Below are 25,143 nucleotides of genomic sequence, written 5' to 3'. Positions count from 1 at the left end.
CGGTTTTGTTGCCATGCGCCTGCCAATCAGCCCCGCAGGGTGCGGCATTCTAGCGAGCTGGCCGGCATCGCACAAAGAAAGCGACTCAGCATCGAAGGCTAGCTTGGCTCGCCTACCCACCAAATCCAATATTCATCTACAATGCGGCGCTCGCCAGCGGCCCACAGCAACAGGTTTTGGCACCATGAAATTCGCCTACGACGGATTCGACGCCCAGGGTGAGCGACAGACCGGTGTGCTCGAAGCGGCCAGTCAGGTCGATGCGCTGCGCGAGCTGCAGCGCAAAGCCATCACGGCGGTTGAACTCAAACCCCAGGAAAACGCGCGCGCGCGTCGGTTATTCACCCCTCGCCTTACCCAGCGCCATGTAACCCAGGCGCTGCATGAGCTGACGCGCTTGATCGAGTCAGAGGTCTCGCTCAGCGAATCCATCGAGGCCATGACCGATGCTGGTCACCACGAGCGCATCGACCGTGCCTTTGCCGATATTGGTCGCGCCCTGCAGCACGGCGAGTCGTTCTCCTCCGCTCTAGCAGCCTGTGGCTTGCCGCTGCCGGGTTATGTCCTGCACTTGGTGCGCGCGGGTGAGTTGACCGGCGATCTGGCGGGCGCTCTCAAGCGAGCCCAGGAGAAAATGGAATACGACGAGCGCACGGCCAACGATCTGCGTAATGCCCTGACTTACCCGAGCATTCTGGTTGTCGCGGGCATTGCCGCTGTGCTGCTTATGTTCATCGTGGTCGTGCCCAAGTTCAGCGGCATGCTCGGCAAGCACGACGCCACGCTTCCCTGGTTGGCGGTCGCCGTGTTGAGCGGCGGCACCTGGTTCAATGCCAACTGGCCATGGCTGTTGGGCGGGATCGGGGTGGTCATACTCACGGCAGGAGCGGCGTTGCGCCAGCCGGTGCTGCGTGCCAACCTCACCAATGCCGCGACGCGCATACCGGTGATCGGGAAATGGCTGGCAGAAAGCGATATGGCAAGCTGGTCCTACACCCTTTCCGCCATGCTCGCGTGCAAGGTCGAGCTGTTGGCAGCATTGAGCTTGTCTAGCGACTCCATGCGCATTCCGAGGCGCCGAGCCGTCATGCAGGACGTCATCCGTCAGGTGCGCGCCGGCAAAAGTGTTTCTACTGCTTTGGATGAAACCAATATTCTCAATCGCACCGGTATCAACCTCATCAGGGTCGGCGAGCGTACGGGGCGCTCCGCCGAAATGCTCGGCTCGCTAGCCAGCCTCTATGAAGAAAACAGTAAAAATCGCATGAAGAAACTGATGGCCCTGATCGAGCCGGTAGCCATTCTGCTGATCGGCTCGGTGATAGGCGTCATCATCCTTGGCATAATCCTGGCCATCACCAGTGTCAACGACATGGTCATCTAACCCGGAACCCCTCATATGAAGTTGTCCTCGCTGAACCTGAGCCGCGACCGCGGCTTCACCCTCATAGAACTGCTCGTCGTCCTCGTCATCCTTGGCATGCTGGCCGGTCTGGTCGGCCCGCGACTGTTTTCCAACGTCGACAAATCCAAGGTCAAGACGGCCGAAACGCAGGTCAAGATGCTGCGCGGGGCCCTGCAGAGCTACCGCCTGGATGTTGGAAGTTACCCGCGTACCGAACAGGGGCTGGTCGCGCTGATGAGCAGGCCTTCGGACACGCCCAACTGGCAGGGGCCTTATCTCGAAGACGAGCTGCCGCGTGATCCCTGGAATAACCCCTACGTCTACAAAAGCCCTGTCGACAACCTTCAGGGTTTTGCCCTTTATTCGCTCGGAGCTGACGGAAAAGAGGGTGGCGAAGGTCTCGATGCCGATGTGGGCTACCTGGAAAAGTGACAGCGTGAGTGGCTCGCAGCGCGGTTTCACCCTGCTTGAATTGCTCGTTGTCCTTGCGCTAATCGGTTTGATTGCCGGTGTAGTAGCGCCGCGATTCATCGGATTGGGTGACCGTCTGGCACTAAAGAACCAGCTTCTGGAAGTTCGCCAGCGGGTTAACGGCCTGCCACTGATTGCCTTGCGTGGCGGCCGGTCGCTGCATATCGATAATGACGGTGCTCCGTTGAATCTGCCCGATGGCTGGCGCGTCACCTCACGCACGCCCGTGCTTTATCAGGGTAATGGCACTTGCCTTGGCGGTGAGATCGAAGTTTGGCGTGGCTCGCAACGTGAAGCGCGCGTTACCCTGTTGCCTCCCTTGTGCCAGTGGTCATCCTGACGTCATGAGCAAACCGGCCAAATGCCAGCAGGGTTTCGCGTTGCTTGAAGCCATTGTGGCCCTGGTAATCCTGGCGGGTACCTGCATGGCCCTGTTTGCATGGATCAACGCCAGCCTGGTGCAACTGCAGCGCGCCGAACTCTACGTCGAGGCCGGCCCGGCAATTGCCAGTGCCGGGCAGTACCTGAAAACCGTCGACCTGGCTCAGCGCCCCGAGGGCACGTTCAGTTCCGGCAATGTCTCTGTTGACTGGCGGGCCAGTCCCATCGAATCAGGGGTTACGCGATCGTCGAGTTTTGGGGGGAGCAACTTCTTGCTCTCGCTCTATGACGTCACTCTTTACCCGCGCACCAGCAGCAGAGCGTTGCCGCCCCTGCATACACGGGTTGTCAATTACCGGCTAAAGCCCGGCCTGCCGGAGCCTGGCAATGGTCTCTAGTGTGCAGTGTGCTCGCCAGCGTGGCATGACCCTGCTTGAGTTGCTGGTGGCCATGACCATTCTTGCCATGGTTGGAGCTCTGCTGATGCAGGGCTTTGGCACAGCCCTTGGCACCTACGAGAGAGTGCAACGGCGGCAAAGTGAAGGTATGCCCTACGAGCTCGGCTACCGCTGGTTCAGCGAAACGCTTTCTGGCTCACAGGCCGAGCTCGACGAGCCACGCCAGTTTCGTGGTGATGCTCAACACCTTGGTGGTGTGACCCATCGCCCCCTGTTGGGCGGCGGTGGCCAGGCCAGCTTCTTCAGTTGGCGCCTGCAACACGCTGAAAATGGCGAGTTGCAGCTCAGCTATCAGCAGCCAGGCGTTGATTGGCTGGTTGCCAGCTGGCCGCCTGGCAGCGCAGCGCGATTTATTTACCGCGCTGCCAATGGTGCCGCCGTGGAGCAATGGCCGCCGCCGCAAGGGGGTGGCGGGGCAACTCCCGGCAGTGGGCAGATACCAGGTGCGATCTTGCTGGAGGTCACTCCTGTTGAATCGCCGCCTGTGCGCTGGTATGCAAGTCTTCCCGGGCGAACCTTTCCGCGCCCTGACTATCGCGACTTCTGACCAGGTTCTAGCGCCATGCCAGCTACTCCTTCCACCCCAAAATATCGGCACCGCAGCGGTGGCTTTGCGTTGATTGCTGTGCTCGGCCTGCTCATGCTGCTATCGCTCGTGGCTGCGTTCATCTCCGGTTATGCCGAGCAGCGCCTGGAACAGACCTACCAGTTGCAGCGACAGCTGCAAGGGCAGTTGGACCGTGACGCCACAATGGCCACCCTACTGCATGTGGTCGCTACGCGTCCCCTTATGCAAAACGCCATCCTCCTGCGTAATCCGCAGCAGGAGGCGCGAAGCAGCTTTGACCCTTTCGCGGACAGCTTCGCGGGTGTAAAGGTTGAGGACTATCCCCATCTGCTGGTTGAAGGTACGCGCTACCGTGGTATCGGTGGCAGTGCCTTTTCTCTGCAGGATGAAGGCCCGCTGCTCAGCTTGCTTGAGCCGGATCGGCAGCGCTGGACGCGTTTTTTTGCCCAGCATGGGTTAAGCCCCCAGCAGGCGGAGCGATTTCTCGACCAGCTACAGGACTACACCGACAGGGATGATGTGCGTCGCCTCAATGGCGCCACCTCCGCAGACTACCTCAACCAGGGGCTGCAGGTGCCCCCCCAGCGTCTGATGATCAGCCCTGGGCAGGTTTTCAATCTGCTCGATGCTGCTGCGCTGCGTCCCCAATTACAGGCCATGTTGCCCTATGTCACAGCGCGCAGTGGGCAGCTGAACAACCTCAACACCGCACCTGCGGCTGTCCTGCAGAGTCTGCCGGGCTTCGATGCCGCGCTGGCCGAAGCCATTGTCAGCGAGCGTCGCCAGCGGCCTTATGCTGACCTTTCTGATGCCAATGCGCGGCTGGGGCGGATTATTCCTCTCGATCCGCTGACAACGCCGAGCCGGGCGTCCCCGTTCATGAGGATCCAGCTTTGGAGCGAAACGGCCGATTGCAGACAGCCGCTATGGCTTGGGCTATCATCCACGCCCACTTCACGAACCGCTCCATGGGAAATCGACTATCTCTTTTCGTCTGAATATGAGCAGCCTTGCGACACGCCTCAATCAGTGGATTTCCCGCCGCTGGACGAGCCGGCAATGGACGGTTGATCGCCTAGATATCCGCCAGCAATCCTATGCCGGGATACGCCCGCGCGTATTGCTATCGCGCGACAGCTGCTTGTACTTCAGTCTGGATTTCTCGCGTATACCGGCAAGCAAGCGTAACCAGGCGTTACAGCAACAGCTGCTTTTGCTTTCTCCTTTCCCCCAGGCAGGGCACTACGTCAGCTGGAGTGCGGGCTGGGCGCAGCTGTGGATATGGGATCAGGCCAGCCTGCTTGCCCGTCTGCCACAGGCGGCGCGTTATAGCGTCCTGCCCGACTCTGCACTGAGCCTCGTTACGCCGCTAGACGAGGGCCGGCGGCTGCTCCGTGGTATTCATGGTTATGAGTGGCAGTCTTGGCTGGGGGGTAGGCTCAGTGATAGCCGCTGGAGCCAGGAAGCAGATGCGCAGCTGTCCACTCACGACATCGATCTGAGCCGGCGCAGCCCGCTGCAGGCCGCCGAGCGTGAGCTGCTACAGGGCCTCGTTTTCGCTGGCAGTGGTGCTGTGCTATTGGCTGCTTTGCTGATCCAATGCGGCGCCTGGTTCGACCTCAATCAGCGCCACGCGCACCTCGCGGCTCAGGTGAGCGTCGCCGAGCAGGGCAGTGAGCTCCAGGCCCAGGCGCGTCGGAGAGTCATGCAGGGGCGTGACCTCTGGCTGGCGCGCCAGCAACTGTTCGTTAACAGTCAGGGAGAGCTGATAGCCCGTGTGGGTGAAGCGCTGCCTGAGAGTGCACGCCTATGGCAGCGCTACGACTATCAGCCGGGAAGCCTGCAGATCCTCCTGCAGGATCCCAGCCCAGATCCGCGTGACTATGTGACCCGGCTCAGCGCCAGCGGGTTATTGAGCAACGTCCAGGTGCAGCCCGAGGCTCGTAATGACATGGTCACCCTGCGCGCCGTGCCTTTCGCGGGAGAGCGCCAATGAACGAGTGGCTACTTCGTGAATGGAGCAAGACCCGCGAGCAGCTCGACGCCAATCCGCGCTTGCGTTGGGGTGTGCTGGCGATTCCGCTGATCGGTTTGCTCTACCTCAATCTTGTTGTCTCCGATGCCCGCTATGAGGAGCGCGAGGCGCTTGTCGAGCTGCAGCAGCAACTGTCCGAGGCCAGCCAGCTTGCCGAGCAGGACGAATGGGTCAATCGCCTCGACCTGGTCCGTGCTCGGCTGGATGAGCAGCTCGCACGGCGCTTCGGCAAGGCCGAAAGCGAAGCCTTCGCTCGCGCCGATATTCAGGCCAGCGCCCAGGCGCTGCTCAGCGCGCAGAGCCTGGAAAAGATTCGTATCGAAGTCTCCACTGCCGGTAAGCCTGATCCCGCTACCAACTTGATCCCTCTACAGCTGCGTCTGGCCGGCAACGCGCAGGGCGAACAGCTTTACGCGCTGATTGCCGGTCTGGAGAGCGCGACGCCCAGCTATCGAATCGACAACCTCAGTGTCCAGTCCCAGCGTGGGCAGCATTTGATTTTTTCGCTGGTAGCCAGTGTCTGGTACCAGCCTTGGGAGGTTGGCCAATGAAATTGCGGCTGCCTCTGCTGTCGCTTCTCGCTGCGGCCTTGGTCATTGGTTTGTTTCTGGTTGGCTACCTGTGGCCTGTAAGTCAGGCCGATTTCGCTGAAACTGCCGAGGATCAGTGGAGGTGGAGCGCCAGTGCCCCCCCCGTTGCCGAGCGCCCGTTGCCTGGCAACCTGACCAGTTTCTGGCCAGGCAAGAAGCCTCTGAGCAGCGCCGAACAAGCCGCTGCAGCGGCGGCGGCGGCAGAGGGCGCCCGGCATGATTGGATGCTCATCGGCATTATTCGTCAGGGCGGGCCGCCCAGCGCGGTAGTGCTCGATCCTGAGGGCAAGCTGCTGACCCTGAGCATAGGCGACCGGCTCGACGAACAACGTGAAATAACCGCGCTGCGTGCGACAACCCTCATCTGGCAGGATGCGAAGGGTGCCACTGGAGAATTGCAGTTGTATCCCGAGCCAGCGATGCCCTAAGAACTGACCACAAGGGGGCCTTGCCCCACGAGAAACTACATGACCGACCACGCCAAGACCGCACGGCCGCGCAGCTGCCGCCCGTTCTTCTCGCTGAGCCTGCTGAGCCTGGCTCTGATGCTTGCCGGCTGCGCCATCGACACCCGTCCCACGCCGATCCCCGAGCCTGTGCGTCCCCCTGCGCAGCCGGTTGAATACGAGTCCAGTCTCAGGCAGGAGTCCGTACGTGACGAGGCTGCGCTCATGGCGCAGCGCTTCCAGGGTACGCCTGGCCAGGTCAAACAGGGGCCAACTTATATCGAGCCCAATGCCGATGCTCTCGGCAAGGAGCTTGTTGGCGCGCCGATCAGCCTCAACCTGAACAACTTTCCACTACCGGCCTTCATCAACGAAGTGTTCGGTAATCGTCTTGGCCTGTCGTTCAGCGTGGCGCCGGCGTTGCAGGACAAGAAAGACCTGGTATCGCTGCGCCTGAGTGAGCCACAGGCGCCGGCAGACCTGTTCGCCACTGCGCGTTTCGTCTTGAGCGACTATGGCGTTGCGGTCAGCGAGCGCGACGGCGTGCTGTACTTCCAGTTGGCCGAGAACACCGCCAACGACACCCTGCCGTTGCTGGTCAGTGGCAGCGCGCTCCCGGATGTGCCGATGTCGCACCGTCCCGTGTTCCAGTTGATCCCTATGCGTGTTGTGCGTGCCGACTCCATGGTGCTCTGGCTCAAAGACATGTTCACCGGCACCAGTTTACAAATCAGTGCCGACCCCCTGCGCAATTCGGTCCTGCTGCGCGGCTCTGTCGAGCTGATCAGCCAGGCCAGCCAGGCGGTCGAGCTGTTTGATCAACCCGCCCTCAAGGGCAGCCACAGCCTGGCCGTCAGCCCCGTGTTTTCCGACGCGGAAAGCCTCGGCAATGCCCTGATGAAAGTGCTCCAGGCCGAAGGTTACGATGTTTCCGACAACCCACCGCTTGGTGGGGTGGTGGTACTCAAGCTCAAGGAACTGCAGCGCCTGGTGATATTCGCCGCCGATCCGGCGATCCTGGCCACGGCCCGCCAGTGGGTGGAGCTGCTCGATCGACAGAGTCAGGAACAGGTGGAGAGCGGTCTGTTCGTCTATCAGGTGCGCAACACCCAGGCCGCCGGTATTGCCGGCATGCTCGGTGCCCTCGGCTACCGTGCGACGATTCCCGAAACCGGCCTCAGCAGGAGCAATACACGTAGCGCTAACGGGAGCAACAGGGGTAGCTTGACCGGCAGCTCCAGTGGCCTTTCCAATAACTCCAGCGCTCTTGCTGACGCCAGCTCCAGCCTTCAGGGCGGTGCTGGGCAGCCGCGTACGATCGAGGGCGAGGAAGGGCAGGGCAGCGTCGTGGTCGATGCCAACCGCAACGCCATCATCTACAAGGGCAGCGGCAAGCAGTGGCTGCAGTTGCGACCGCTGCTCGAAGAGCTGGACCGCCCGGTGCCTTCGGTGATGATCGATGTGCTGCTCGCGGAAGTGAACATCAACGACCGCGAAGGCCTGGGTATCGACTGGCGCAATATCACTGCCAGTCTCGGCGGCAAGGATCTGATTATCGGTACTGCCAACGGCATCGGTTCCAGTGGCCTCAATATCAGTGCGCTGAACAGCGCCGGGCAGACCAAGGCCGCGCTCAACGCCTTCTACGAGAACCAGCAGGCAGTGATTCGCTCCAGCCCCAAGCTGATGGTGCGCAGCGGTGAAGAGGCACGCATCGAAGTGGGTAATGAAATCCCGGTGGTGACCGGCTCCACCCAGTCTACCGACAACCCCGATGCGCCGATTACCCAGACCGTGCAGTACCGCAAGACTGGCGTGCTGCTAAGCATCAAACCCACCGTGCAGGCCAGCGGCGTGGTCGATTTGCAGGTAAGCCAGGAGCTGTCGGAGAACACGGATACCGGTAGCGGGCAGAACCTTACGCCGGTTATCAACAACCGATCCCTCGAAACCACCCTGACCCTGCGCGACGGCGGCTCGGTGATGCTGGCTGGCTTGATCTCCAGTAATCGTGGGCGCGGCGACAACGGGGTGCCGCTATTGGGCGACATCCCCTGGCTGGGCAATCTGTTCAAGTCGCAGAACGCCAGCGAGAACCGCACCGAACTGATCGTGATGATCATCCCCTACATCATCCGCGACTTCGATGAAGCACAAACCCTTACCCGCAGCTACCGCGAGCGCCTGCCGCTCAACAGTGCGCCCAACCTGGAGCGGCGTGGTTTTCACCGCCTACCCGAAGCGAACCCGACGCCCCCGGACGCGCCATAAGAACATGGCCGGCCGGTAAAACGGTTCAGGCAACGTCAGGCGTTTGCTCACACCTCCCACTCGTGATCGCTTGTGGGCAGGGCAGCGTGCCGAAAACACCCAGCTGCGCCCCTGCCCACCTGAGGTAAGGGGCCTTCGGCTGACAGTTCTGTGAGCGTTTTCACATGGCTGGCTGGCGCTCGGCATTGGTCGCTGCTATACCTCTTTGGCGCTGTCTGCCTGTCATGTCATGGCAATGTTGCGGTAATGGCCTTGTCATTGTAAAAAGCCAGTTCGCGACATTTTTCAGGCGTCAAAGGCAACTTTTTCTGCTATAACCTGTCCGCTGCGGCTGTGCCGCAAATGGCCGCCGTACTGGTGTGATCCGGTCGATATCTGCAGAAAAACACGAAACCCTGCGGTTAAGATTCTGTTAACCAACGAAAAGCAGGCCATCTTGGTACTTGCACTTTGAGACTGGAACGCTATTATCGGCAGCGGCTAGCCTTATGGTTACCTCATTTGCCGAATGCCGCTCGTTCCCTTCCGGAAGAGAGCGAGCACCGTAAACGGTAAATGCAAAGGACGGTCCACCCACTGGACCAACACAACATCTGGAGTACTCCGTACATGAAAAAGACTCTGCTCGCACTGGCAGTTTCCACCCTGGCAACCAGCGCCTTCGCGGCCACCGTTGATCACACCGCTACCACGGTAGTCATCAACAACATCGCTCGCGAAGTGGTACCCGTCACCGCTCCGACCGATCTGACCACCACTGACGGCATCATCTGGACCCAGGGCTTCTCGACCACCAACCAGAACCTGGTGCGTATCGACCTGCCGGCTGGTGTGACCTTCACTGGCGTCCCGTCTCTGGCCGTTGACGACGGTACCAACTCCCTGGCTTCGACTATTTCCGCTGGCGGCGTTGGCCAGAGCTTCGTGCTGTTCCAGCTGGACGGTACTCAGACCGTTGACCAAGCTGGTGATGTAACTCTGACTCTGGCCGGCCTGCGTGTTACCAGCCAAGCTGACATCAACGTTCGCTACCGCCTGTACGACGATCAGGTCGAAGCCAACAACGCCACCACCCGCACCCTGCAGGATCGTACCTTCGGTTACGCTTCCTTCGGCTCTGGTCTGGTGTTCGCCAGCGTCAACCCGGGTGTTTCCCGTCAGATCGACGTTAGTGCCACCCCGTCCAGCACTCTGTTCGAAAACGGCACTGATACCTCTGACGCCTTCGGTGGTCTGAATCTGCGTGTTACCAACACCGCTACCTACGGCACCAACCTGAGCGGTCCTGCCCTGACTCTGACCAACCTGATCGGTGCTAACCCGATCCTGACCGTCAGCGGCGACTTCAGCGCCATCTCCGGCACTTCGGCTAACACCCTGCTGGGCACTCTGCCGGGCGCTGTTAACACTGCCGAAACCGCCGTCACCTACAACCTCACCGCTACCCCTGCTGAGCTGAACGCTGCTCAGCTGACCTACGAAGTTGACGGTACCACCGTCATCGCTCCGTCCTCGTACAACGCCAGCCTGGCCCTGGGCACCGGTGCTCTGATGACTGCTGCTCCGGCCGCTGTCACCAACTTCGCCACCCTGGCGAAGAACGGTTCCACCGTATACGTTGACCTGGCTCTGAACCCGAACGGCGCGTTCCAGAACTTCGTCCGCATCTCCAACAAGACCAACACCGCTGGTAATGTCAACCTGACCGTTATCGCCGACGATGGTGCGCAAGAGCAGATCGCCCTGGGCGACATCGCTGGCCAAGCTACCAGCGAGCTGGCTGCTCGTTCTTCGACCACTCAGATCAGCGTTAGCGATATCTTCGCTGCTGCCCAGGCTGCTGGCCTGAGCCTGTCGGGTCAAAACAAGCTGCGTCTGGTTGTTGATGGTGAGTTCCGTGGTGGCGATGAAACCAGCGCGCTGAGCAACGATTACGCTCTGAGCGTCCAGTCCATCACCGTTTCCAAAGACGGCAACAGCTTCTCCACCTTCTAAGCATTGCTTAGATCGTAGAGTGGTATAGAGAGGGCAGCCTTAGGGCTGCCCTTTTTTATTTTGGCTGTAGTAGGGCCTGCCTGATTGCATCGATTGCATGCTGACAGGTTTGCACCTCGGGTTAAAAAGCTGCCGCCTGCAATGGCGCTGTAGTACGCTGCCGGCTTTTGCTGGCGAATCCTGCATGACGTCCTCCCCACATTCGTTGCCCGCTGCCGACGGCATCCGTGGCGTTGCCTGTTTGATTGTCCTGTTGATGCACGGTCTCAGCCTGGGTTGGCCTGAGCGTCTGTTCCCCCTGCTCAAGGGCGGCGGCAAGTACGGTGTCTGGCTGTTCTTCGTGCTCAGCGCTTTTCTCCTTACCCTGCGCCTGCAGCGGCGTGGCTTTGGCCTGACCAGCCTGGCGGACTATGCATTGGCGCGCAGCTTGCGCATCGTGCCGCTGTTCGTGCTGGCCTGCCTGCTTTACGCCTGGGCCGGTGTCGGCATCACGGATACACAACAGCTTGGCGAAGTGCTGAGCATGCAGCGCGGCAGCATTCACCTGTGGACCATTCCCGTGGAGTTCAAGGCCTATGTCGTGCTGCCGCTGCTGGTGTGGCTGGGGTTGTGGCTGACGCGTCGTGTCGGTCGGGGCGGTTTGCTGCTGGCGGCGCTGCTGGCTTTGCTCGTGCAGCAGTGGCTGTGGCCTTTTTGGCAAACCCCGGCGGACTCGCCCAATACGCGCTGGTACCTGCCGGCGTTCCTGTTCGGCTGCCTGGCTGCACTGCTGTTGCCCTGGGTGCGGCAATGGCAGCGCGGTAGCGCCGCTACGCTGTGTGCAGTGCTGACCTGTGTGTTGTTATTGGCGGCACTGCCAGGTGTGCGCCAGGCTGTGTTTGGCGGGCCGCTGGCCAATGACCTGATGGATAAGCACCTGTTCATCGGCTTCGCCTGGGCCGTATTCGTGCTGCTGCTGGTGGATGGTGAGGGGCTTGCCGGGCGTTTGCTGAGCAGCCCGGTGCTGGGCTTCATGGGGCGTATCAGTTACTCCACCTATCTGTTTCATTGGCTGATCATGGTGGGGCTGTTTCACTGGTTCCCGCAAAGCGTGCTGGCGTTCATTGCCGCGTTGATGCTTGCCTTGCTGGCGGGGGCGCTGGGCTATTACCTGGCCGAGTTGCCACTGGAGCGTTTGCGCCAGCGCCTCACACCATTGGCCCGCCGGCAAGCGGTGGCATCCGCTGCGCTGCCGCACGACTAGCGTTGGGCCCGTGCGCGAGTCATGGTTGCGCCCGCTTTGGCATCAGGCGTTGGAACCAGCTCGGTATGCGCGGTGAGCGTGCCCAGGCCAGCGCCGGTGCTTCGATACAGCGCCAAGACAGATACGCCAGCATCAGAGTGGGGAGTAAGGCCAGCACGAAGAAGGTGCCGATCGATAGCCCTGGGCCGTACAGGTGCATGATCAGTTGCTGGACTGGAAAGGCGTATATATAGATGCCGTAGGATAGGTCACCGTGGTGGCTGGTGGCGCGCAGTCGCGGCGTATCCAGTTGCGCGAAGTAGAACACCAGGTAAGGCAGCGCCAGCATGTAGAAATAGAAGCCCAGGACGGTGCCTTTCGTCAGCAGTAACCCCAGAAGCAGCAGAGCGGCAGTGGGTAGGCGGTAGGCAATATGCTGGCGAAACAGGTAGCAGCAGGCGCCCAGGACGAAAAAACAACCCATTCGCAGCGCCAGTTTCAGGGGCGCTGCACTCAGTACGACCATGTCGGCCAGTGCGGGAATGTGGCGGATGCCGACCAGTGCCAGCAGGCACAGCAGGGCCAGGCCGAGCATGGGCCAGGGGCGGAGCAGGGTGCTGATGCCGAGCAGCAGCACCATGATGTACAGGAAGAATTCGATCGGCAGCGTCCACAGCGAACCGTTTATCGCATGCGGGTGCGGGTTCTCGGCAAAGACCTGCGGCAGGTGGTAATGGATATGCAGCCAGATGTTGCTCAGGTAATTGAGGGTCAACTCATGGCTCAGGTAGTCCCGCAGCTTTAGCGGGGTGAGTAAGGCGCCCAGCACGATGCTCAGCAGCACGGCGACCGCCAGGCCGGGAAAAATGCGCATCACGCGTTTGGTCAGATAGTCCAGTGCGCTTCGACCCCTGAGCCACGAGGCAGCAATGAGATAACCGCTGATCGTGAAGAACACCGCCACCGCCACACCACCACCGGTCTCGTAGCCCAGGAAATTGAGAACCGGCTCATCCGCTGATCGTCCTGCCAGCGGGTAACAGTGGCTGAACAGAACCAGAATGGCGGCACTCAGCCGCAGGAAATCGAAGTTGTTCAGGCGCGTATCGGTGGCGATCATCGAGTGCTCTGGCAGCAAAGTCAGCAGGCGTTTGCCTAATGCTGATTAGATGAGACAGTAATGACTTTCACGGATGGCCTTTGTAGGGTGCGCCATGCGCACCGAAGCACCGATGTCATCACCCTTGGTGCGCACGGCGCACCCTACGTAACCTTATCCTGACGCTTAACTGACAGGCATTTGGCGTTTGCCTCAGTTCCGGTAGATCTCTGCCAGCACCGATGGCATATCGGCGGCGCCACCGATGTGCAGGGCAATGGCAGGGTCGTATGCATTGGCATAGGTGAAGTAGAGCAAGCGCCGGATATCCTCATGGCGCTGCAGCAGGTTACGTGCTCGCAGCACTTCGTCGCGCACCCGTAGCTCGATAAGCTTGGCGGGTTGGCCCTGTTTGGGGGTGCTGCGCGCATCGAATTCGAGCAGGCCGTTATCGCTCGACTCGCCAATGAGCATGATCTGCACGGGGCGGCCGCTGGTGATGATGGCCTCACGTAACAGTGTAAGGGTGCCTTCCATTCGGCAATCGTGTGCGGCATCGAGCAAGGCGCGATCCTGTTCGATCCAGTGTTGGCCTGCGCGCATTGAGCCGTCGTGAAAGAAGCTCAGTTGTTTGCGCAGGTCACTGACCGTGGTGTTCGCGAAACGGGCGCAGGCACCATCGGCAAAGCGTTTGGCGAACCATGCCAGGGATTCTTCGTGTGTCTGGTCGAGCAGCAGGCTGGAAGCATAGAAGTTGAAGGATACCCAGTCCACCCCCTCAGGTATGCCGCCACCAGTGTAGATGTTGCCTGCCAGGTCGTAGGTGGTCAGGCGATGTTGGGCGATGTTCTCACGCCAGGCTTGTTCTGCGGGCGAGGCTGGTTGGTCGCCGATGCGCAGGTATTCATTGTCGATGGCTTCGACGTAGGCGGCAGCATGGCGCTGGATGAGCTGTGCGAAGTCGGCATTAAACAGCGCTGAAGAGAAGATCACGCCGATCTTGACGTGCTGTAGGCCTGCACCATCGAGGGTCTGCCGTACATCACCAGCCAGGGCAGCGTAGGCCTGTCGGGATACGCCGTTGAGGTAGGGTTCGTCAATCAGAAAGACGCTGTCTACCACATCCGCATAGGCGCTGAGCAATGGCAGGTAAGCCTGCAAGCGGCGCATGCCATCGGCATGCCCGGCCTTTGCCCAGAGCTTGTTGCGTGGGGCTGGAGCCAACTGTTTTTGGCGTTCGTTACCATCGCTTCCAAGGTAGCTGCCTTTAACCTCGGAAGCGGGGGCCGGCTGCCGCATGATCGGCCCCAAATCTACCAGCAGACGAATGTTCGCACGCCGAGCCTCGTGCAGGCTGATGGTCAACTGCTCTATCGAGAGTGCATTGACCATTGCCACGTCCACGTGGGGGCTGAATTCGCTGGACAGCCCGTCCGGGGAGAGAAAGCCGATTTCGGTGGGCGGCGCGCAGCCCTGCATGAGCAGTAGGGCCATGGCACCCGCCAGGTTTGCTAGTTTCATGCTTGTGTCTGGGTTTGCCGGTAGTCGTCGATCAGTTCGCCGAGCAATTGCTCACTACGCTCGATAAGCGAGTTGTAGCGCGAGTTGTGAAAGCCCCAGAGGGTGGAGTGCTGTTCTTCCTTGTGGCCAACCAGAAAAGGGTGAACGGTGAACACGCGAATATGTTCGTGGCTCTCCATGTAGCGGTCGATGGCATTGTTATGCACATCGTGGTTTGTCTCGTCCCAGCGCAGGATGGCGTCATAGAATCCGGCGTTGTAGACGTTCAGCACGGCGCTGACCATATGGTCAATGTGCGCGATTTCCAGCTCGCCGACTTCGGCAATGTCCAGCACTCGGGTATCGGTGTGCAGGTCGGCGATAAAGCCGGAGAACACATCCCAGTTCTCGTTGTGCTCGGCCAGGTATGTCTTGATGGTCTGAAACTTTTCCTTCCAGCCAGGCAGAAAATCGACGTCGTCTTCGCATACTGTGATCTGCGCCAGCCCCTGTTCTCTAGCCTTGCGCATGATGAACTTGTAGCTCATGCCGCAACCGACCCAGCCAAGGGCGTGACGCAGGCCTGGGAAGTACTCGATGCCGTATTGATTATCGGCCTCGAAGTTCTTGCGGCGATCAACCGACTCGGGCAGGCCCAGGCAGACGAAGTCTCCGGAGAACTGCACGTTATGCCCGGCAAGGTTGTAAAAGGTATCGAAGTCAATGTTTTCTGTGGCCAGCAGGAAGCGCTGGAAGTAGAACTCGAACCAGTTCGGCTGCTGGTTTAGCTGCTCGCGATTGGTGCTGATCCGTGCCTGGCGACGTGCGTCGTCGGCTAGCCAATAGTCCAGGCGCTCTACCATGGCTTCGGCATCATCGATTTCGACGAAGTCGACGATATCTCGAAGATGCTGGTGCTCGTCGATGTCGACGCTGCTTTCCGAGACGATCAGACAGTCCAGCGAGAGCGATTCGTAGAGGCGCGTGGTTTCCAGCAGGGCGCCTTCGTAGTAGTGAATGTTGATCACTACCTTGGCCTTGCGCAGCTCCGCATAGAGCGCCTCACCGAACAGGTCGCCAATTACTTTGACGCGATACTTCTGCTCGATGCGGCCTATGAATTTCTGGCGGCGTGTGCAGGTCGCATCGCCATAGAAGATTACGTCATATTCCTTCTCGGGTATGGCCGACTGACTGTAGTTGCTCAGGTAGCCGACGGGCATGAAGTACATCTGTCGGTAGCTAAGGCCGTTGTTGGTAAAGTAGCCGAGGTTGACCTGGGAGTAGTCGAACACGGCAAAGGCGTGCTCCAGCATCCTTGTGTAGCGCTGGGTCAGCCAGCGTGAGCTGACGGTCTGCTCCATCTGGAAGGCGACGTACAGTTCGGGCAGTTCAGCGAACATCTGTGGGCAGATGACAAAGTGCGGGACGCGGGCAAAACCCCTGGCAGGCTTTTCCGTGATGATCTGCGAGCGAATACCGGCCTTGTTGAGTTGGCGCGCGATAAGCTCGGCTACGAACAGGCAGTGGCGGGTGGTCAGGATGTGTGCCTCGCCTGGCGTCTTCAGGTCGAAACGAACGCCTTGATGTGCGCCCAGTACCGCGACGGCATCCGGGCTGGCAACTTCCTTCAGGCGGCGCAGGCCTGCGCGCAGGCCGTGTCGTTTGATGTGCAGTAAGGCATTGGGGATGCTGCCCGGATGGCCGGTGACGTAGCGCAGCAGGCGCGTACTGCGGTCGGTGAGCGTGCGCGCTGCGGCGGCAACTTTACGCAGGGGGGCAGTGATGCGCAGCGAGTAGGAATTCATTACCAGTTCGAGCTGTTGTGCCTGACCTTGCTGCAGTACCTTCAACTCGCGCAGCTGGGCCTGGCTCGTGGCCAGGCGGTTCAGGCTGTCGTGCATAGCTTCGCTCAGACGACGATTTTCTTTGTCTGCGGTGACCAGTGCGGTGTTGAGTCGTTCGGTTTCCTGTTGCAACTGTACGCAAAGCTGCTCTGCCCCCGTGGCTCGCCGATCGAATTCATCGAGTGTGTCAAGCATCGGTCGACACTGTTCAAGTTCATCCACCAGGGCGGCCCAGGCCGGCGCGAAGGTCGGCATGATGGATGCTTGTTCGTCGCTGCAGCACTGGCGCAGCAGCGCATAGGCATGTCTGACGCTATCTGGAACGTGCGGTGCAATGTCCAGGTCGTGGGCTTCGAAGCTGGCGTGACGCAAGTCTTGACTGAGGAAGGTTTCGATGTATTCGCGTACGGCTGCCGGCTCACCGTTAAGGGCGAAGCCAGCTGCGAGGCGCTGCAGCTGGCTTTCCGGTTGTGCCAGGAGAGTGTCATAGTCGACGAACAGGCGGTGGGCGCCACTGGTGGCCGTTACGGCACCGGCATAATGCTCCAGCCATAGCCAGTGTGACTTGCGCTCGGAGAAGCCGTTGCGGTGCTTCAGTGATTGAGCGACGCTGAGCGGGTTACGCACGGCTATCAGGTAGTCGACGCGCAATTGCAAATGCTCGAAAACGCGCTGCCAAAAGGGTAGCAGGCGGCAGGTGCGCGGGTCCTTTAGGGTTAGAAGTTGGCAGCGCTCAACTTTGCCACGTAATAGCAGTGTCGCTTCAAGGAGCAGTTCGCCCAAGGCGGGATCGGTCTCGAAGTTTGCCGGCAGCAGCTTGAGGCTGTCGTAAGTGGCGTCGAGAGTAGCCAGTATGCGCTCGTTCATGAGCACAAAGTCCTTATCTTCCCAGAACCCTTTCGGATTGTCGGCGCCAGCCGGCAGGAGGTTGTCGCCTGCATTGGCTCCGATGGCAACCAGGGCGCGCGTCAGGGCGCTGGTACCGCTGCGGTGCATTCCAAGAACGGCGATGATTCGTTTGTCACTCATTGAAGTCATGGGGTTGTAGTCGTGTGAGGGGCTTTAGCCGGTGCATGGCTGCCCGCGCAGTTGAAATAGATGGCTCCGGTCGCGTTGTCGCGAGGGTCTGGCAGAACCTTGAACAGGCAAGCGTCGAGCAGGCGATGCAGGAAAATTTCCTGCTCGCCGGTCGCTCCAGTCACGCCAGCATTGAGGAAATACGTGCCGGGGTTGAGCGAGCAATCGAAGCGAAAGCTGACATCAAGTATTTCGCCTGCGCCAACATGGACGATTGCTTCATCTGCACAGGCAGAAGCTGCACCGCCAAGTTCGTAGCCAGACAGGTTTTTGATCACCATGCCGAAACGTACCCTGCTGGCGCTGCGCTCGAAGCGTACACGGTAGCAATACAAGTAGCTGCGGCCCCGGATCAGACAGTTGACGGAGCGGCCGTCGAGGGTTTGAATCTGCGGTGCTTCGATGAAGGCACCGTGGGATTCGTAAGCCTCCGTGCTACTTGGCTTAAGGTGCGGATCGAAAAACTCGTTCTCGATGCCAGTTACGCTCTCGGCAACTGGTGTTGCTGGCAATACTTCGCTCTGAGGCTCCGTAATTTCTTTCTCGTGAGGGGCGCGCAGGGTGGCGCGCAAGATTTCGCGCTTGTCGTCTGGGGCGTATATCAGCCGCTGATAGGCGCTGATGACTCGCTTGGGTGTGTCGTCCAGTAGCAACTCGCCGCTGTCGATCAGTAGAGCGCGGTCACAGAATTCAATGACCGCGCTTGCAGAGTGAGATACGAACAAAATGGTCACGCCGCGTTCTTTGAGTGCCCCGATCCGTCCGTAACACTTGCGCTGGAATACCTCGTCGCCCACGGCTAGCGCTTCGTCGACAATCAGTATCTGGGCGTCCACATTGATTGCCACGGCGAAAGCTAGGCGGACCATCATGCCGCTGGAGTAGGTTTTTACGGGCTGGTCAATGAAATCGCCGATTTCAGCAAAGGCTTCGATCTCAGCAAAGCGGGCTTCGGTTTCTGCGCGGCTAAGCCCCAGGACGGCCGCGTTCATGAAAACGTTTTCTCGGCCAGTGAACTCAGGATTGAAGCCGGAGCCTAGTTCGAGCAGAGCGGCGATGCGGCCTTGAGTAAAGATATCCCCGGAGGTGGGATTCAAGGTCCCGCAGATCATTTGCAGCAGGGTGGACTTGCCACTGCCATTGCGTCCGACGATGCCGATGGTTTCGCCGCTTCCGATGCTGAAGGAGACATCGCGCAGTGCCCAGAATTCGCGGAAGTATTGCCGTCTGCCGCGCGCGAGCATTTGCAAAAGTCGGTCACGCGGGGTTTCGTAGATGTGGTAGCACTTGTTCAGTTTGCTAACCTCTACGACTGCCTTAGAGTACATCGGCAAACCCCTTGCGTGTTTTCTGAAACCAGGCGAATCCAGTCCAGCAAATTAGCCCGGCGGCGAAGCTATATACGCCCCAGTGCAGCCAATCTGGCTGTTGTCCCAGAAACAACACAGCGCGTACACCTTCCACCACAGGTGTAAGTGGGTTGGCCTGGAGAATCACCCGGTATTGTTCGGGCAGCGCGGTAACTGGATAAAAGATCGGCGAGAGGAACATCAGCATCGAAGTCAAAACACCTACGATCTGGCTGACATCACGTAAATAGACGCCCAGAGATGCCAGAAACCAGGCAAGTCCGAGGATCAGCAGCACCAGCGGCAGCACGATCATTGGGAGTAGCAGGGAGGTAAGCTGTAGTTGACCGACCAGGACAAGGCAGGCGACCAACCAGACGACGAGGCTGACTAGCAGATGGAAGAAAGCTGAGCCAACTGTGACCCAAGGTAGAATTTCTAGCGGGAAAACGACTTTCTTGACGTAGTTGACGTTGCCAAGGATGAGTGCGGGGGCCCGGTTGATGCATTCTGCAAAGAAATTAAAGACCATCAGTCCAGCAAACAGCATCAAAGCGAACTCTGTCCGCGACTCGCTGCCCGCCGACCAGCGCGCTTTGAACACCACGCTGAACACAAAGGTGTATATCACCAGCATTAGGATGGGATTGAAAAGAGACCAGAACATGCCGAGGAATGAGCCGCGGTATCGACCGACTATTTCTCGGCGGGTCATGGCGATGATAAGGCCGCGGTGCTGCCAAGCGCTGGCCAGCATCGTTCGAGGCGAATATGAGAAGCTTTGCATCAACAGAACACCTCAGCTTCGCTAAGACGGCGCCGGGCGCGCGCTTTGCTGCATCCCATGTCCCTATTGATCTGCCAAGCCGCTGGCAAATCCTCGAGATTGAGTTTCGCCTCGTTTGGAGGATCCAGTCGATCGAATACGGTTTGGATTCCGGTAAGCGTGATGCTGCTGGTCGCAAAAAAAATCATTGAGTCACAATTTCCCGATGCTGGCAGCAAGCATGAGCCCTATCGTGCCCAGTACGGTCTGTCGATGGACGCCTGCTTTCTTGAGAAGGTAAAAGCGCTGCGGCAGAGCAGCCTGGCGCGCTTGTTCATACATTAGGGCGGTCTGACGGTTACGCTCGTTCAGCGCATCCACTCCTTGAAGCAAGACGACGAGATTATCTTGATTCCACTTGCGGAAAGTGCCGCTAAACATGCGCAGACAGCGCTCGATGCGACTGTTGAGCGTGATATTGGAGCCCATCAGGTTGCTACTGTGCTGGCGATAGTCCACGCTGGGGGTCGCATCGTAAATGACCTCTCCGCCATTGCCGCTAACCAGTAGGTAGCAGAGCCAATCATGTGAGACAACTGGCGCGTTCGTCGGGACCCTTGCCAGAAGAGCCCGCGCCGGTTTGTTGAGTACGATGGTGTTGGCTCCGGCTATGCTCTGCACCAGAGCGTTGCGGAAGCTGGGGGAGCGTTTGAAGTGGCGTGAGTAGCCAATGACCCGGCCACGCTCATCGATCAGCCGGGTTCTGGAGCAGTAAAACGCTGGAAGCTGCCCGGTTTTTCGATGATGTAGGCTTGCGATGGCTCTGTCGAGCTTGTGCTCGAACCAGATGTCGTCCTGATCACAAAAGGCGAAATAGTCGGCGCAGATATTGCGGTTGCGTACCAATGAGAGGAAGTTTTGCGCAAAACCGCGGCGTGGCCCCTGTAGCAGATGGACGCGTCCTGCTCCCTGCGTTTGCTGGAAGGCCTGCAGAATACTGAACGTTGAATCTGTCGAGCCGTCGTCGGATGCATACAGCACCCAGTTGCGATGGCTTTGCCGGGCAATCGATTCAAGTTGTGCCTGCAGGTATTTGGAGCCGTTGTAGGTCGCCATCAGTATGGCGACTAACGGTTCTTGCTGGTCAGGCGCGTTATCCTCGATCTCAGGCGTGTGATGCATTAACTGGCGCCTCGCGAATCTTTTCATGTTCATCAATGAATCAGCGCGTCGTACCGGTATTCTGAAATGTCAGCAAAACAGGGTCGGCTGGAGCGCATAAATGATCTAGTGTGTCCTCTCAGCCTTGTTGACCGGCGGGAGCAGTTGCTTTTGGGGTGCGGCATTTTACAGAAGTTCAGTCATTCAGTCCCGTCGAGCACTGCCGCTTGCTGTCCATGGCGTGTTTGAGCAGTTCGGCGGTGCGGGTGAATGCTAATGGCAGTTGCCGAATATTGCGCGCAGAGCTGCCCGCGGGAAGCCTTTGGCGAAGAATGGAGCCCATGGGCGGACTTGAACCGCCGACCTCTCCCTTACCAAGGGAGTGCTCTACCGCTGAGCTACATGGGCTTTAGGGGCGCGAATTCTATTGCGCCGCGATAAAAAAATCGAGCTTGATTCTTTTTTTTGCCGCCTGCCTACAAAATCGTCTCATTTTGCTGCGAAAGCTTGTCTAGGTTTGCGTACAGGCCGCCTGGCGGCGGCTCAGTACTCAATGCTCGGCACATCTGGCAGAGCGGTTCTAACCCGACTCGGATATGCTGCTCTCGACTGGCTTGGTATCCAGGTAAGATTTGCCGTTCACACCTGCCGGTAAATCACCGAACCTTCTTCCTTGAAACGCTCCGCCTGTTCGCTGAAGCCCGCCTCGATGGCCTTCTGCTCGTCGGTCAAGCCGTTTTCCTTGGCGTAGTCACGCACCTCCTGGGTGATCTTCATCGAGCAGAACTTCGGCCCGCACATGGAGCAGAAGTGCGCCACCTTGGCCGAGTCCTTGGGCAAGGTTTCGTCGTGGAAGGCACGCGCGGTGTCCGGGTCCAGACCCAGGTTGAACTGATCTTCCCAGCGGAATTCGAAGCGCGCCTTGGAGAGGGCGTTATCGCGAATCTGCGCGCCCGGATGACCTTTCGCGAGGTCGGCGGCATGGGCGGCGATCTTGTAGGTGATGATGCCGGTCTTCACGTCATCCTTGTTCGGCAGGCCCAGGTGCTCCTTGGGCGTGACGTAGCAGAGCATGGCGCAGCCGAACCAGCCGATCATCGCTGCGCCGATGCCGCTGGTGATGTGGTCGTAGCCGGGAGCGATATCGGTGGTCAGCGGGCCGAGGGTGTAGAACGGCGCCTCGTCGCAGCATTCCAGCTGCTTGTCCATGTTCTCCTTGATCAGCTGCATCGGCACGTGACCGGGGCCTTCGATCATGCACTGCACGTCGTGCTTCCAGGCGATCTTGGTCAGCTCGCCGAGGGTTTCCAGCTCGCCGAACTGCGCGGCGTCGTTGGCGTCGGCGATGGAGCCCGGACGCAGGCCATCACCCAGCGAGAAGGACACGTCGTAGGCCTTCATGATTTCGCAGATGTCGTCGAAATGGGTGTAGAGGAAGTTTTCCTTGTGATGCGCCAGGCACCACTTGGCCATGATCGAGCCGCCGCGGCTGACGATGCCGGTCACACGCTTGGCAGTCAGCGGCACATAACGCAGCAGCACGCCGGCGTGGATGGTGAAGTAATCCACGCCCTGCTCGGCCTGCTCGATCAGGGTGTCGCGGAACAGCTCCCAGGTCAGGTCCTCGGCGATGCCGCCGACCTTCTCCAGCGCCTGGTAGATCGGCACGGTGCCGATTGGTACCGGCGAGTTGCGGATGATCCACTCGCGGGTTTCGTGGATGTGCTTGCCGGTGGACAGGTCCATCACGGTGTCCGAGCCCCAGCGGATGCCCCAGGTCAGCTTGGCCACTTCTTCTTCAATCGAAGAGCCGAGCGCCGAGTTGCCGATATTGCCGTTGATCTTCACCAGGAAGTTGCGGCCGATGATCATCGGCTCCAGCTCCACGTGGTTGATGTTGGCCGGGATGATGGCGCGGCCACGGGCGACTTCGCTGCGCACGAACTCGGGAGTGATTTCTTTCGGAATGCTGGCGCCGAAGCTGTGGCCGGCGTGCTGTTCATTGAGCAGGCCGGCTTCACGCGCTTCGGCCAGCTTCATGTTTTCGCGGATGGCGACGTATTCCATCTCGGGGGTGATGATGCCCTTCTTGGCGTAGTGCATCTGGCTGACGTTATGCCCGGCCTTGGCCCGGCGTGGGTTGCGCACGTGGGCGAAGCGCATCTTGGTCAGCTCGGCATCGTTGAGGCGGCGCTGGCCGAATTCGGAGGACAGGCCCGGCAGTTTCTCGGTGTCACCGCGGTCTTCGATCCAGGCGCTGCGCACGTCGGCCAGGCCTTTGCGCACGTCGATGGTCACGTTCGGGTCGGTGTAGGGGCCGGAGGTGTCGTAGACGGTGACCGGCGCGTTGATCTCACCACCGAAGTCGGTGGGCGTCACGTCCAGGCTGATTTCACGCATCGGCACGCGAATATCCGGGCGCGAGCCCTGGACATAGACTTTCTGCGAACGAGGAAAGGGCTTTACCGACTGTTGATCGACCTGTGCAGACTCGCTCAGGTTCTTTTGTTGTTGTGCGCTCATCAAGGCTCTCCGGGATAGATGTCGGAGTTGGAACCTGAGCGGACGAAGGGCGTGAGATGCACCATGGGCGGTGCCGAGAGGACTCGCCGATCTACTGGCGAGGACATCTTGTTCCCTACGCAGGCCTTAACCTGATCAGGTTCAACGGGATCCGGCAGCTGCCAATCTCAGCCCCGCATTTGGGGCACCCCGACAAGAACTCGGGCAGTCTAAACAAGCTGGTGGAAGAAAACCAACTCGGCGGTCAATAAATATCGACCCGCGCGTCGGAAAACGACTGTTGGCGTGGCGAATGATGGATTGTTCCCGACGAGCAACATAGCTTGCCGCCAGCTAGACTGATGCTGCCCATGGCGCGCTTGACCCCCGCCTGCGGCGCCCCGTAGCCTTGCTGATTACCGCCTATTCAAGGATCGACAACCATCATGTTGCGCAGACTTTCCCTGGCAATCACCGTGGCCGCCGCTTCGGTGGGCCTGGTTCAGGCCGCAGAGGCCCCGCTGTCGAGCAAGACCGACCTGGTCACCGTGTATCAGGAAGCGGCGCAGAACAATGCCGATATCGCCGCCGCGCGCGCCGATTATCAGGCTCGCCGTGAAGTCGTGCCGCAGGCACGCGCTGGCTTGCTGCCCAACCTGTCGGCTGGTGCCAATTACGGCGACACGCGCACTGAAATCGATTCGCCGAGTGCGACGATCTCGCGCAGTGGCCTGGTGTACCAGGCCAACCTCAGTCAGCCGCTTTTTCGCGCTGACCGCTGGTTCCAGCTGCAGGCGGCCGAGGCCACCAGCGAGCAGGCCGCGCTGGAGCTGTCCGCCACCGAGCAGAACCTGATCCTGCAAAGTGCTGAAACCTACTTCGCCGTGCTGCGCGCCCAGGACAACCTGGCCTCGACCAGGGCCGAAGAGGCGGCCTTCAAGCGTCAGCTGGATCAGGCCAACGAGCGCTTCGATGTCGGCCTGTCCGACAAGACCGACGTGCTCGAAGCGCAGGCCGGTTTCGATACCGCCCGTGCCAATCGCCTGCTCGCCGAGCGCGCGGTGGATGATGCCTTCGAAGCCCTGGTGACCCTGACCAACCGTGATTACGTGGCGGTCGAAGGCATCGTCCACTCCCTGCCGGTGCTGGCGCCGACGCCCAATGACGCCAAGTCCTGGGTCGATACCGCCGCCGCACAGAACCTCAACCTGCAAGCCAGCCTGTACGCAGTAAACGCTGCCGAAGAAAACCTGCGTCAGCGCAAGGCCGGCCACGCGCCGACCCTGGATGCGGTGGCCAGCTATCAGCAGGGCGATAACGACAGCTTGGGTTTCACCAACTCCGGTTCTCCTCTGTCTCCGCGTTATAGCGGCGACGTTTCGCAGCGTTCCATTGGTCTGCAATTGAACATCCCGCTGTACAGCGGCGGCCTGACCAGTTCGCAGGTGCGCGAGGCGTATCAGCGTCTCGGCCAGACCGAGCAGCTGCGCGAGAGCCTGCGCCGCCAGGTGGTGCAGAACACCCGTAACCTGTTCCGTGCAGTGAACACCGACGTGGAAACCGTGCAGGCACGTCGCCAGTCGATCATCTCCAACCAGAGCGCGCTGGAGGCCACCGAGATCGGCTACCAGGTCGGTACTCGCAACATCGTCGACGTGCTCGACGCCCAGCGTCAGCTCTACAGCGCCGTGCGCAACTACAACGATGCCCGTTATGACTACATCCTCAACAATCTGCGCCTGAAGCAGGCAGCCGGTACCCTGAGCCCGGCCGACCTGGAGGCACTGGGTAGCTTCCTCAAGCCGGACTACAACCCGGACAAGGATTTCCTGCCGCCGGATCTGGCCTCTGCCGCCGAGGAGCGCCTGAAGAACAATCAGGATTTCTGAGGTGTTCGCAGCAAAGCAAAAGCCCGACGCGAGTCGGGCTTTTTCATTTTGGCGATGTGCCACGTAGGGTGCGCCCGCGCACCGATCTGCCTGGTGGTGCGCTACCCGTGT

General features: G+C 59.9%; 20 protein-coding genes, 1 tRNA gene and 1 riboswitch. Of the genes, 13 read left to right on the top strand and 8 right to left on the bottom strand.

The window, feature by feature from the left end:
* Nucleotides 1–13: 13 nt before the first annotated feature.
* The 12 genes from EGJ86_RS00855 (at nucleotide 14) to EGJ86_RS00800 (ending at nucleotide 11,863) form a co-directional block, all read left to right on the top strand.
* Entirely contained in the window at nucleotides 14–1,384 is a 1,371-nt protein-coding gene (locus EGJ86_RS00855) for a type II secretion system F family protein (RefSeq protein ID WP_256672247.1), read from the top strand.
* 15 nt (nucleotides 1,385–1,399) lie between these two features.
* Nucleotides 1,400–1,837 (top strand): type II secretion system major pseudopilin GspG, encoded by a 438-nt coding sequence (gene gspG / locus EGJ86_RS00850; protein ID WP_125833586.1) that lies wholly within the window; start codon nucleotides 1,400–1,402, stop codon nucleotides 1,835–1,837.
* Nucleotides 1,794–2,216 carry a prepilin-type N-terminal cleavage/methylation domain-containing protein gene (locus EGJ86_RS00845; RefSeq protein ID WP_256672245.1) on the top strand — a complete coding sequence of 141 codons (423 nt, stop codon included), beginning with the start codon at nucleotides 1,794–1,796 and terminating at the stop codon, nucleotides 2,214–2,216. The genes gspG and EGJ86_RS00845 overlap by 44 nt, the downstream gene beginning before the upstream one ends.
* Before the next feature lie 4 nt (nucleotides 2,217–2,220).
* Nucleotides 2,221–2,655 (top strand): type II secretion system protein J, encoded by a 435-nt coding sequence (locus EGJ86_RS00840; RefSeq protein WP_125833585.1) that lies wholly within the window; start codon nucleotides 2,221–2,223, stop codon nucleotides 2,653–2,655.
* Entirely contained in the window at nucleotides 2,645–3,262 is a 618-nt protein-coding gene (locus EGJ86_RS00835; RefSeq protein WP_125833584.1) for a type II secretion system protein, read from the top strand. Before EGJ86_RS00840 ends, EGJ86_RS00835 begins: the two co-directional genes overlap by 11 nt.
* Nucleotides 3,263–3,277: 15 nt before the next feature.
* Nucleotides 3,278–4,354: a general secretion pathway protein GspK gene (locus EGJ86_RS00830; protein ID WP_125833583.1), complete on the top strand. Its 1,077-nt coding sequence runs from the start codon at nucleotides 3,278–3,280 to the stop codon at nucleotides 4,352–4,354.
* The gene (locus tag EGJ86_RS00825; RefSeq protein WP_256672244.1) at nucleotides 4,284–5,279 is read left to right on the top strand and encodes a hypothetical protein; all 996 of its coding nucleotides are present in this window, start codon (nucleotides 4,284–4,286) and stop codon (nucleotides 5,277–5,279) included. The genes EGJ86_RS00830 and EGJ86_RS00825 overlap by 71 nt, the downstream gene beginning before the upstream one ends.
* Nucleotides 5,276–5,869, top strand: a complete 594-nt coding sequence (locus EGJ86_RS00820; RefSeq protein ID WP_125833582.1) for a GspMb/PilO family protein — start codon at nucleotides 5,276–5,278, stop codon at nucleotides 5,867–5,869. The genes EGJ86_RS00825 and EGJ86_RS00820 overlap by 4 nt, the downstream gene beginning before the upstream one ends.
* Nucleotides 5,866–6,336, top strand: a complete 471-nt coding sequence (locus EGJ86_RS00815; protein WP_125833581.1) for a hypothetical protein — start codon at nucleotides 5,866–5,868, stop codon at nucleotides 6,334–6,336. Before EGJ86_RS00820 ends, EGJ86_RS00815 begins: the two co-directional genes overlap by 4 nt.
* Before the next feature lie 39 nt (nucleotides 6,337–6,375).
* On the top strand, nucleotides 6,376–8,625 hold the full coding sequence (locus EGJ86_RS00810; RefSeq protein WP_125833580.1) for a secretin N-terminal domain-containing protein: 2,250 nt from the start codon (nucleotides 6,376–6,378) through the stop codon (nucleotides 8,623–8,625).
* Nucleotides 8,626–9,234: 609 nt separating this feature from the next.
* Nucleotides 9,235–10,620 carry a hypothetical protein gene (locus EGJ86_RS00805; protein WP_125833579.1) on the top strand — a complete coding sequence of 462 codons (1,386 nt, stop codon included), beginning with the start codon at nucleotides 9,235–9,237 and terminating at the stop codon, nucleotides 10,618–10,620.
* A gap of 184 nt (nucleotides 10,621–10,804) precedes the next feature.
* A complete protein-coding gene (locus EGJ86_RS00800) occupies nucleotides 10,805–11,863 on the top strand; it encodes an acyltransferase (protein ID WP_125833578.1) in 1,059 nt (352 codons plus the stop codon).
* A 19-nt stretch (nucleotides 11,864–11,882) separates the two neighbouring features.
* Here the strand turns inward: EGJ86_RS00800 and EGJ86_RS00795 are convergent, their stop codons facing one another.
* From EGJ86_RS00795 to thiC, 8 genes are all read right to left on the bottom strand, one after another.
* On the bottom strand, nucleotides 11,883–12,962 hold the full coding sequence (locus EGJ86_RS00795; protein WP_125833577.1) for an acyltransferase: 1,080 nt from the start codon (nucleotides 12,960–12,962) through the stop codon (nucleotides 11,883–11,885).
* A 192-nt stretch (nucleotides 12,963–13,154) separates the two neighbouring features.
* Complete coding sequence (locus tag EGJ86_RS00790) at nucleotides 13,155–14,462, bottom strand: hypothetical protein (RefSeq protein ID WP_125833576.1); 1,308 nt, start codon at nucleotides 14,460–14,462, stop codon at nucleotides 13,155–13,157.
* A complete protein-coding gene (locus EGJ86_RS00785; protein ID WP_125833575.1) occupies nucleotides 14,459–17,317 on the bottom strand; it encodes a hypothetical protein in 2,859 nt (952 codons plus the stop codon). Before EGJ86_RS00785 ends, EGJ86_RS00790 begins: the two co-directional genes overlap by 4 nt.
* A 5-nt stretch (nucleotides 17,318–17,322) precedes the next feature.
* Nucleotides 17,323–18,693, bottom strand: a complete 1,371-nt coding sequence (locus tag EGJ86_RS00780) for an ABC transporter ATP-binding protein (protein WP_125833574.1) — start codon at nucleotides 18,691–18,693, stop codon at nucleotides 17,323–17,325.
* Nucleotides 18,683–19,501: an ABC transporter permease gene (locus tag EGJ86_RS00775; protein WP_125833573.1), complete on the bottom strand. Its 819-nt coding sequence runs from the start codon at nucleotides 19,499–19,501 to the stop codon at nucleotides 18,683–18,685. The genes EGJ86_RS00780 and EGJ86_RS00775 overlap by 11 nt, the downstream gene beginning before the upstream one ends.
* Nucleotides 19,502–19,693: 192 nt before the next feature.
* A complete protein-coding gene (locus EGJ86_RS00770; protein ID WP_256672239.1) occupies nucleotides 19,694–20,662 on the bottom strand; it encodes a glycosyltransferase family 2 protein in 969 nt (322 codons plus the stop codon).
* A 312-nt stretch (nucleotides 20,663–20,974) separates the two neighbouring features.
* A tRNA-Thr gene (locus tag EGJ86_RS00765) sits at nucleotides 20,975–21,049 on the bottom strand.
* 231 nt (nucleotides 21,050–21,280) lie between these two features.
* Nucleotides 21,281–23,164, bottom strand: a complete 1,884-nt coding sequence (gene thiC, locus EGJ86_RS00760) for a phosphomethylpyrimidine synthase ThiC (RefSeq protein ID WP_125833571.1) — start codon at nucleotides 23,162–23,164, stop codon at nucleotides 21,281–21,283.
* Between the two features lie 95 nt (nucleotides 23,165–23,259).
* Nucleotides 23,260–23,366, bottom strand: a riboswitch (TPP riboswitch).
* A 223-nt stretch (nucleotides 23,367–23,589) separates the two neighbouring features.
* On the opposite strand from thiC, the gene EGJ86_RS00755 reads away from it, so the two are divergent.
* Nucleotides 23,590–25,032: a TolC family outer membrane protein gene (locus EGJ86_RS00755; protein ID WP_125833570.1), complete on the top strand. Its 1,443-nt coding sequence runs from the start codon at nucleotides 23,590–23,592 to the stop codon at nucleotides 25,030–25,032.
* The last annotated feature ends 111 nt before the right edge of the window (nucleotides 25,033–25,143 follow it).

It is taken from the genome of Pseudomonas sp. o96-267 (assembly GCF_003935465.1).
Classification (GTDB): Bacteria; Pseudomonadota; Gammaproteobacteria; order Pseudomonadales; family Pseudomonadaceae; genus Aquipseudomonas; species Aquipseudomonas sediminis.
This window is presented reverse-complemented; position numbering and strand designations above follow the sequence as displayed.

Coding starts and splice junctions, on each gene's coding strand:
- gspG (WP_125833586.1), top strand. CDS start 1,400: ATGAAGTTGTCCTCGCTGAACCTGAGCCGCGACCGCGGCTTCACCCTC.
- EGJ86_RS00795 (WP_125833577.1), bottom strand. CDS start 12,962: ATGATCGCCACCGATACGCGCCTGAACAACTTCGATTTCCTGCGGCTG.
- EGJ86_RS00800 (WP_125833578.1), top strand. CDS start 10,805: ATGACGTCCTCCCCACATTCGTTGCCCGCTGCCGACGGCATCCGTGGC.
- EGJ86_RS00855 (WP_256672247.1), top strand. CDS start 14: ATGCGCCTGCCAATCAGCCCCGCAGGGTGCGGCATTCTAGCGAGCTGG.
- EGJ86_RS00830 (WP_125833583.1), top strand. CDS start 3,278: ATGCCAGCTACTCCTTCCACCCCAAAATATCGGCACCGCAGCGGTGGC.
- EGJ86_RS00785 (WP_125833575.1), bottom strand. CDS start 17,317: ATGAGTGACAAACGAATCATCGCCGTTCTTGGAATGCACCGCAGCGGT.
- EGJ86_RS00755 (WP_125833570.1), top strand. CDS start 23,590: ATGTTGCGCAGACTTTCCCTGGCAATCACCGTGGCCGCCGCTTCGGTG.
- EGJ86_RS00840 (WP_125833585.1), top strand. CDS start 2,221: ATGAGCAAACCGGCCAAATGCCAGCAGGGTTTCGCGTTGCTTGAAGCC.
- EGJ86_RS00805 (WP_125833579.1), top strand. CDS start 9,235: ATGAAAAAGACTCTGCTCGCACTGGCAGTTTCCACCCTGGCAACCAGC.
- EGJ86_RS00775 (WP_125833573.1), bottom strand. CDS start 19,501: ATGCAAAGCTTCTCATATTCGCCTCGAACGATGCTGGCCAGCGCTTGG.
- EGJ86_RS00825 (WP_256672244.1), top strand. CDS start 4,284: ATGAGCAGCCTTGCGACACGCCTCAATCAGTGGATTTCCCGCCGCTGG.
- EGJ86_RS00810 (WP_125833580.1), top strand. CDS start 6,376: ATGACCGACCACGCCAAGACCGCACGGCCGCGCAGCTGCCGCCCGTTC.
- thiC (WP_125833571.1), bottom strand. CDS start 23,164: ATGAGCGCACAACAACAAAAGAACCTGAGCGAGTCTGCACAGGTCGAT.
- EGJ86_RS00820 (WP_125833582.1), top strand. CDS start 5,276: ATGAACGAGTGGCTACTTCGTGAATGGAGCAAGACCCGCGAGCAGCTC.
- EGJ86_RS00780 (WP_125833574.1), bottom strand. CDS start 18,693: ATGTACTCTAAGGCAGTCGTAGAGGTTAGCAAACTGAACAAGTGCTAC.
- EGJ86_RS00815 (WP_125833581.1), top strand. CDS start 5,866: ATGAAATTGCGGCTGCCTCTGCTGTCGCTTCTCGCTGCGGCCTTGGTC.
- EGJ86_RS00770 (WP_256672239.1), bottom strand. CDS start 20,662: ATGCATCACACGCCTGAGATCGAGGATAACGCGCCTGACCAGCAAGAA.
- EGJ86_RS00790 (WP_125833576.1), bottom strand. CDS start 14,462: ATGAAACTAGCAAACCTGGCGGGTGCCATGGCCCTACTGCTCATGCAG.
- EGJ86_RS00835 (WP_125833584.1), top strand. CDS start 2,645: ATGGTCTCTAGTGTGCAGTGTGCTCGCCAGCGTGGCATGACCCTGCTT.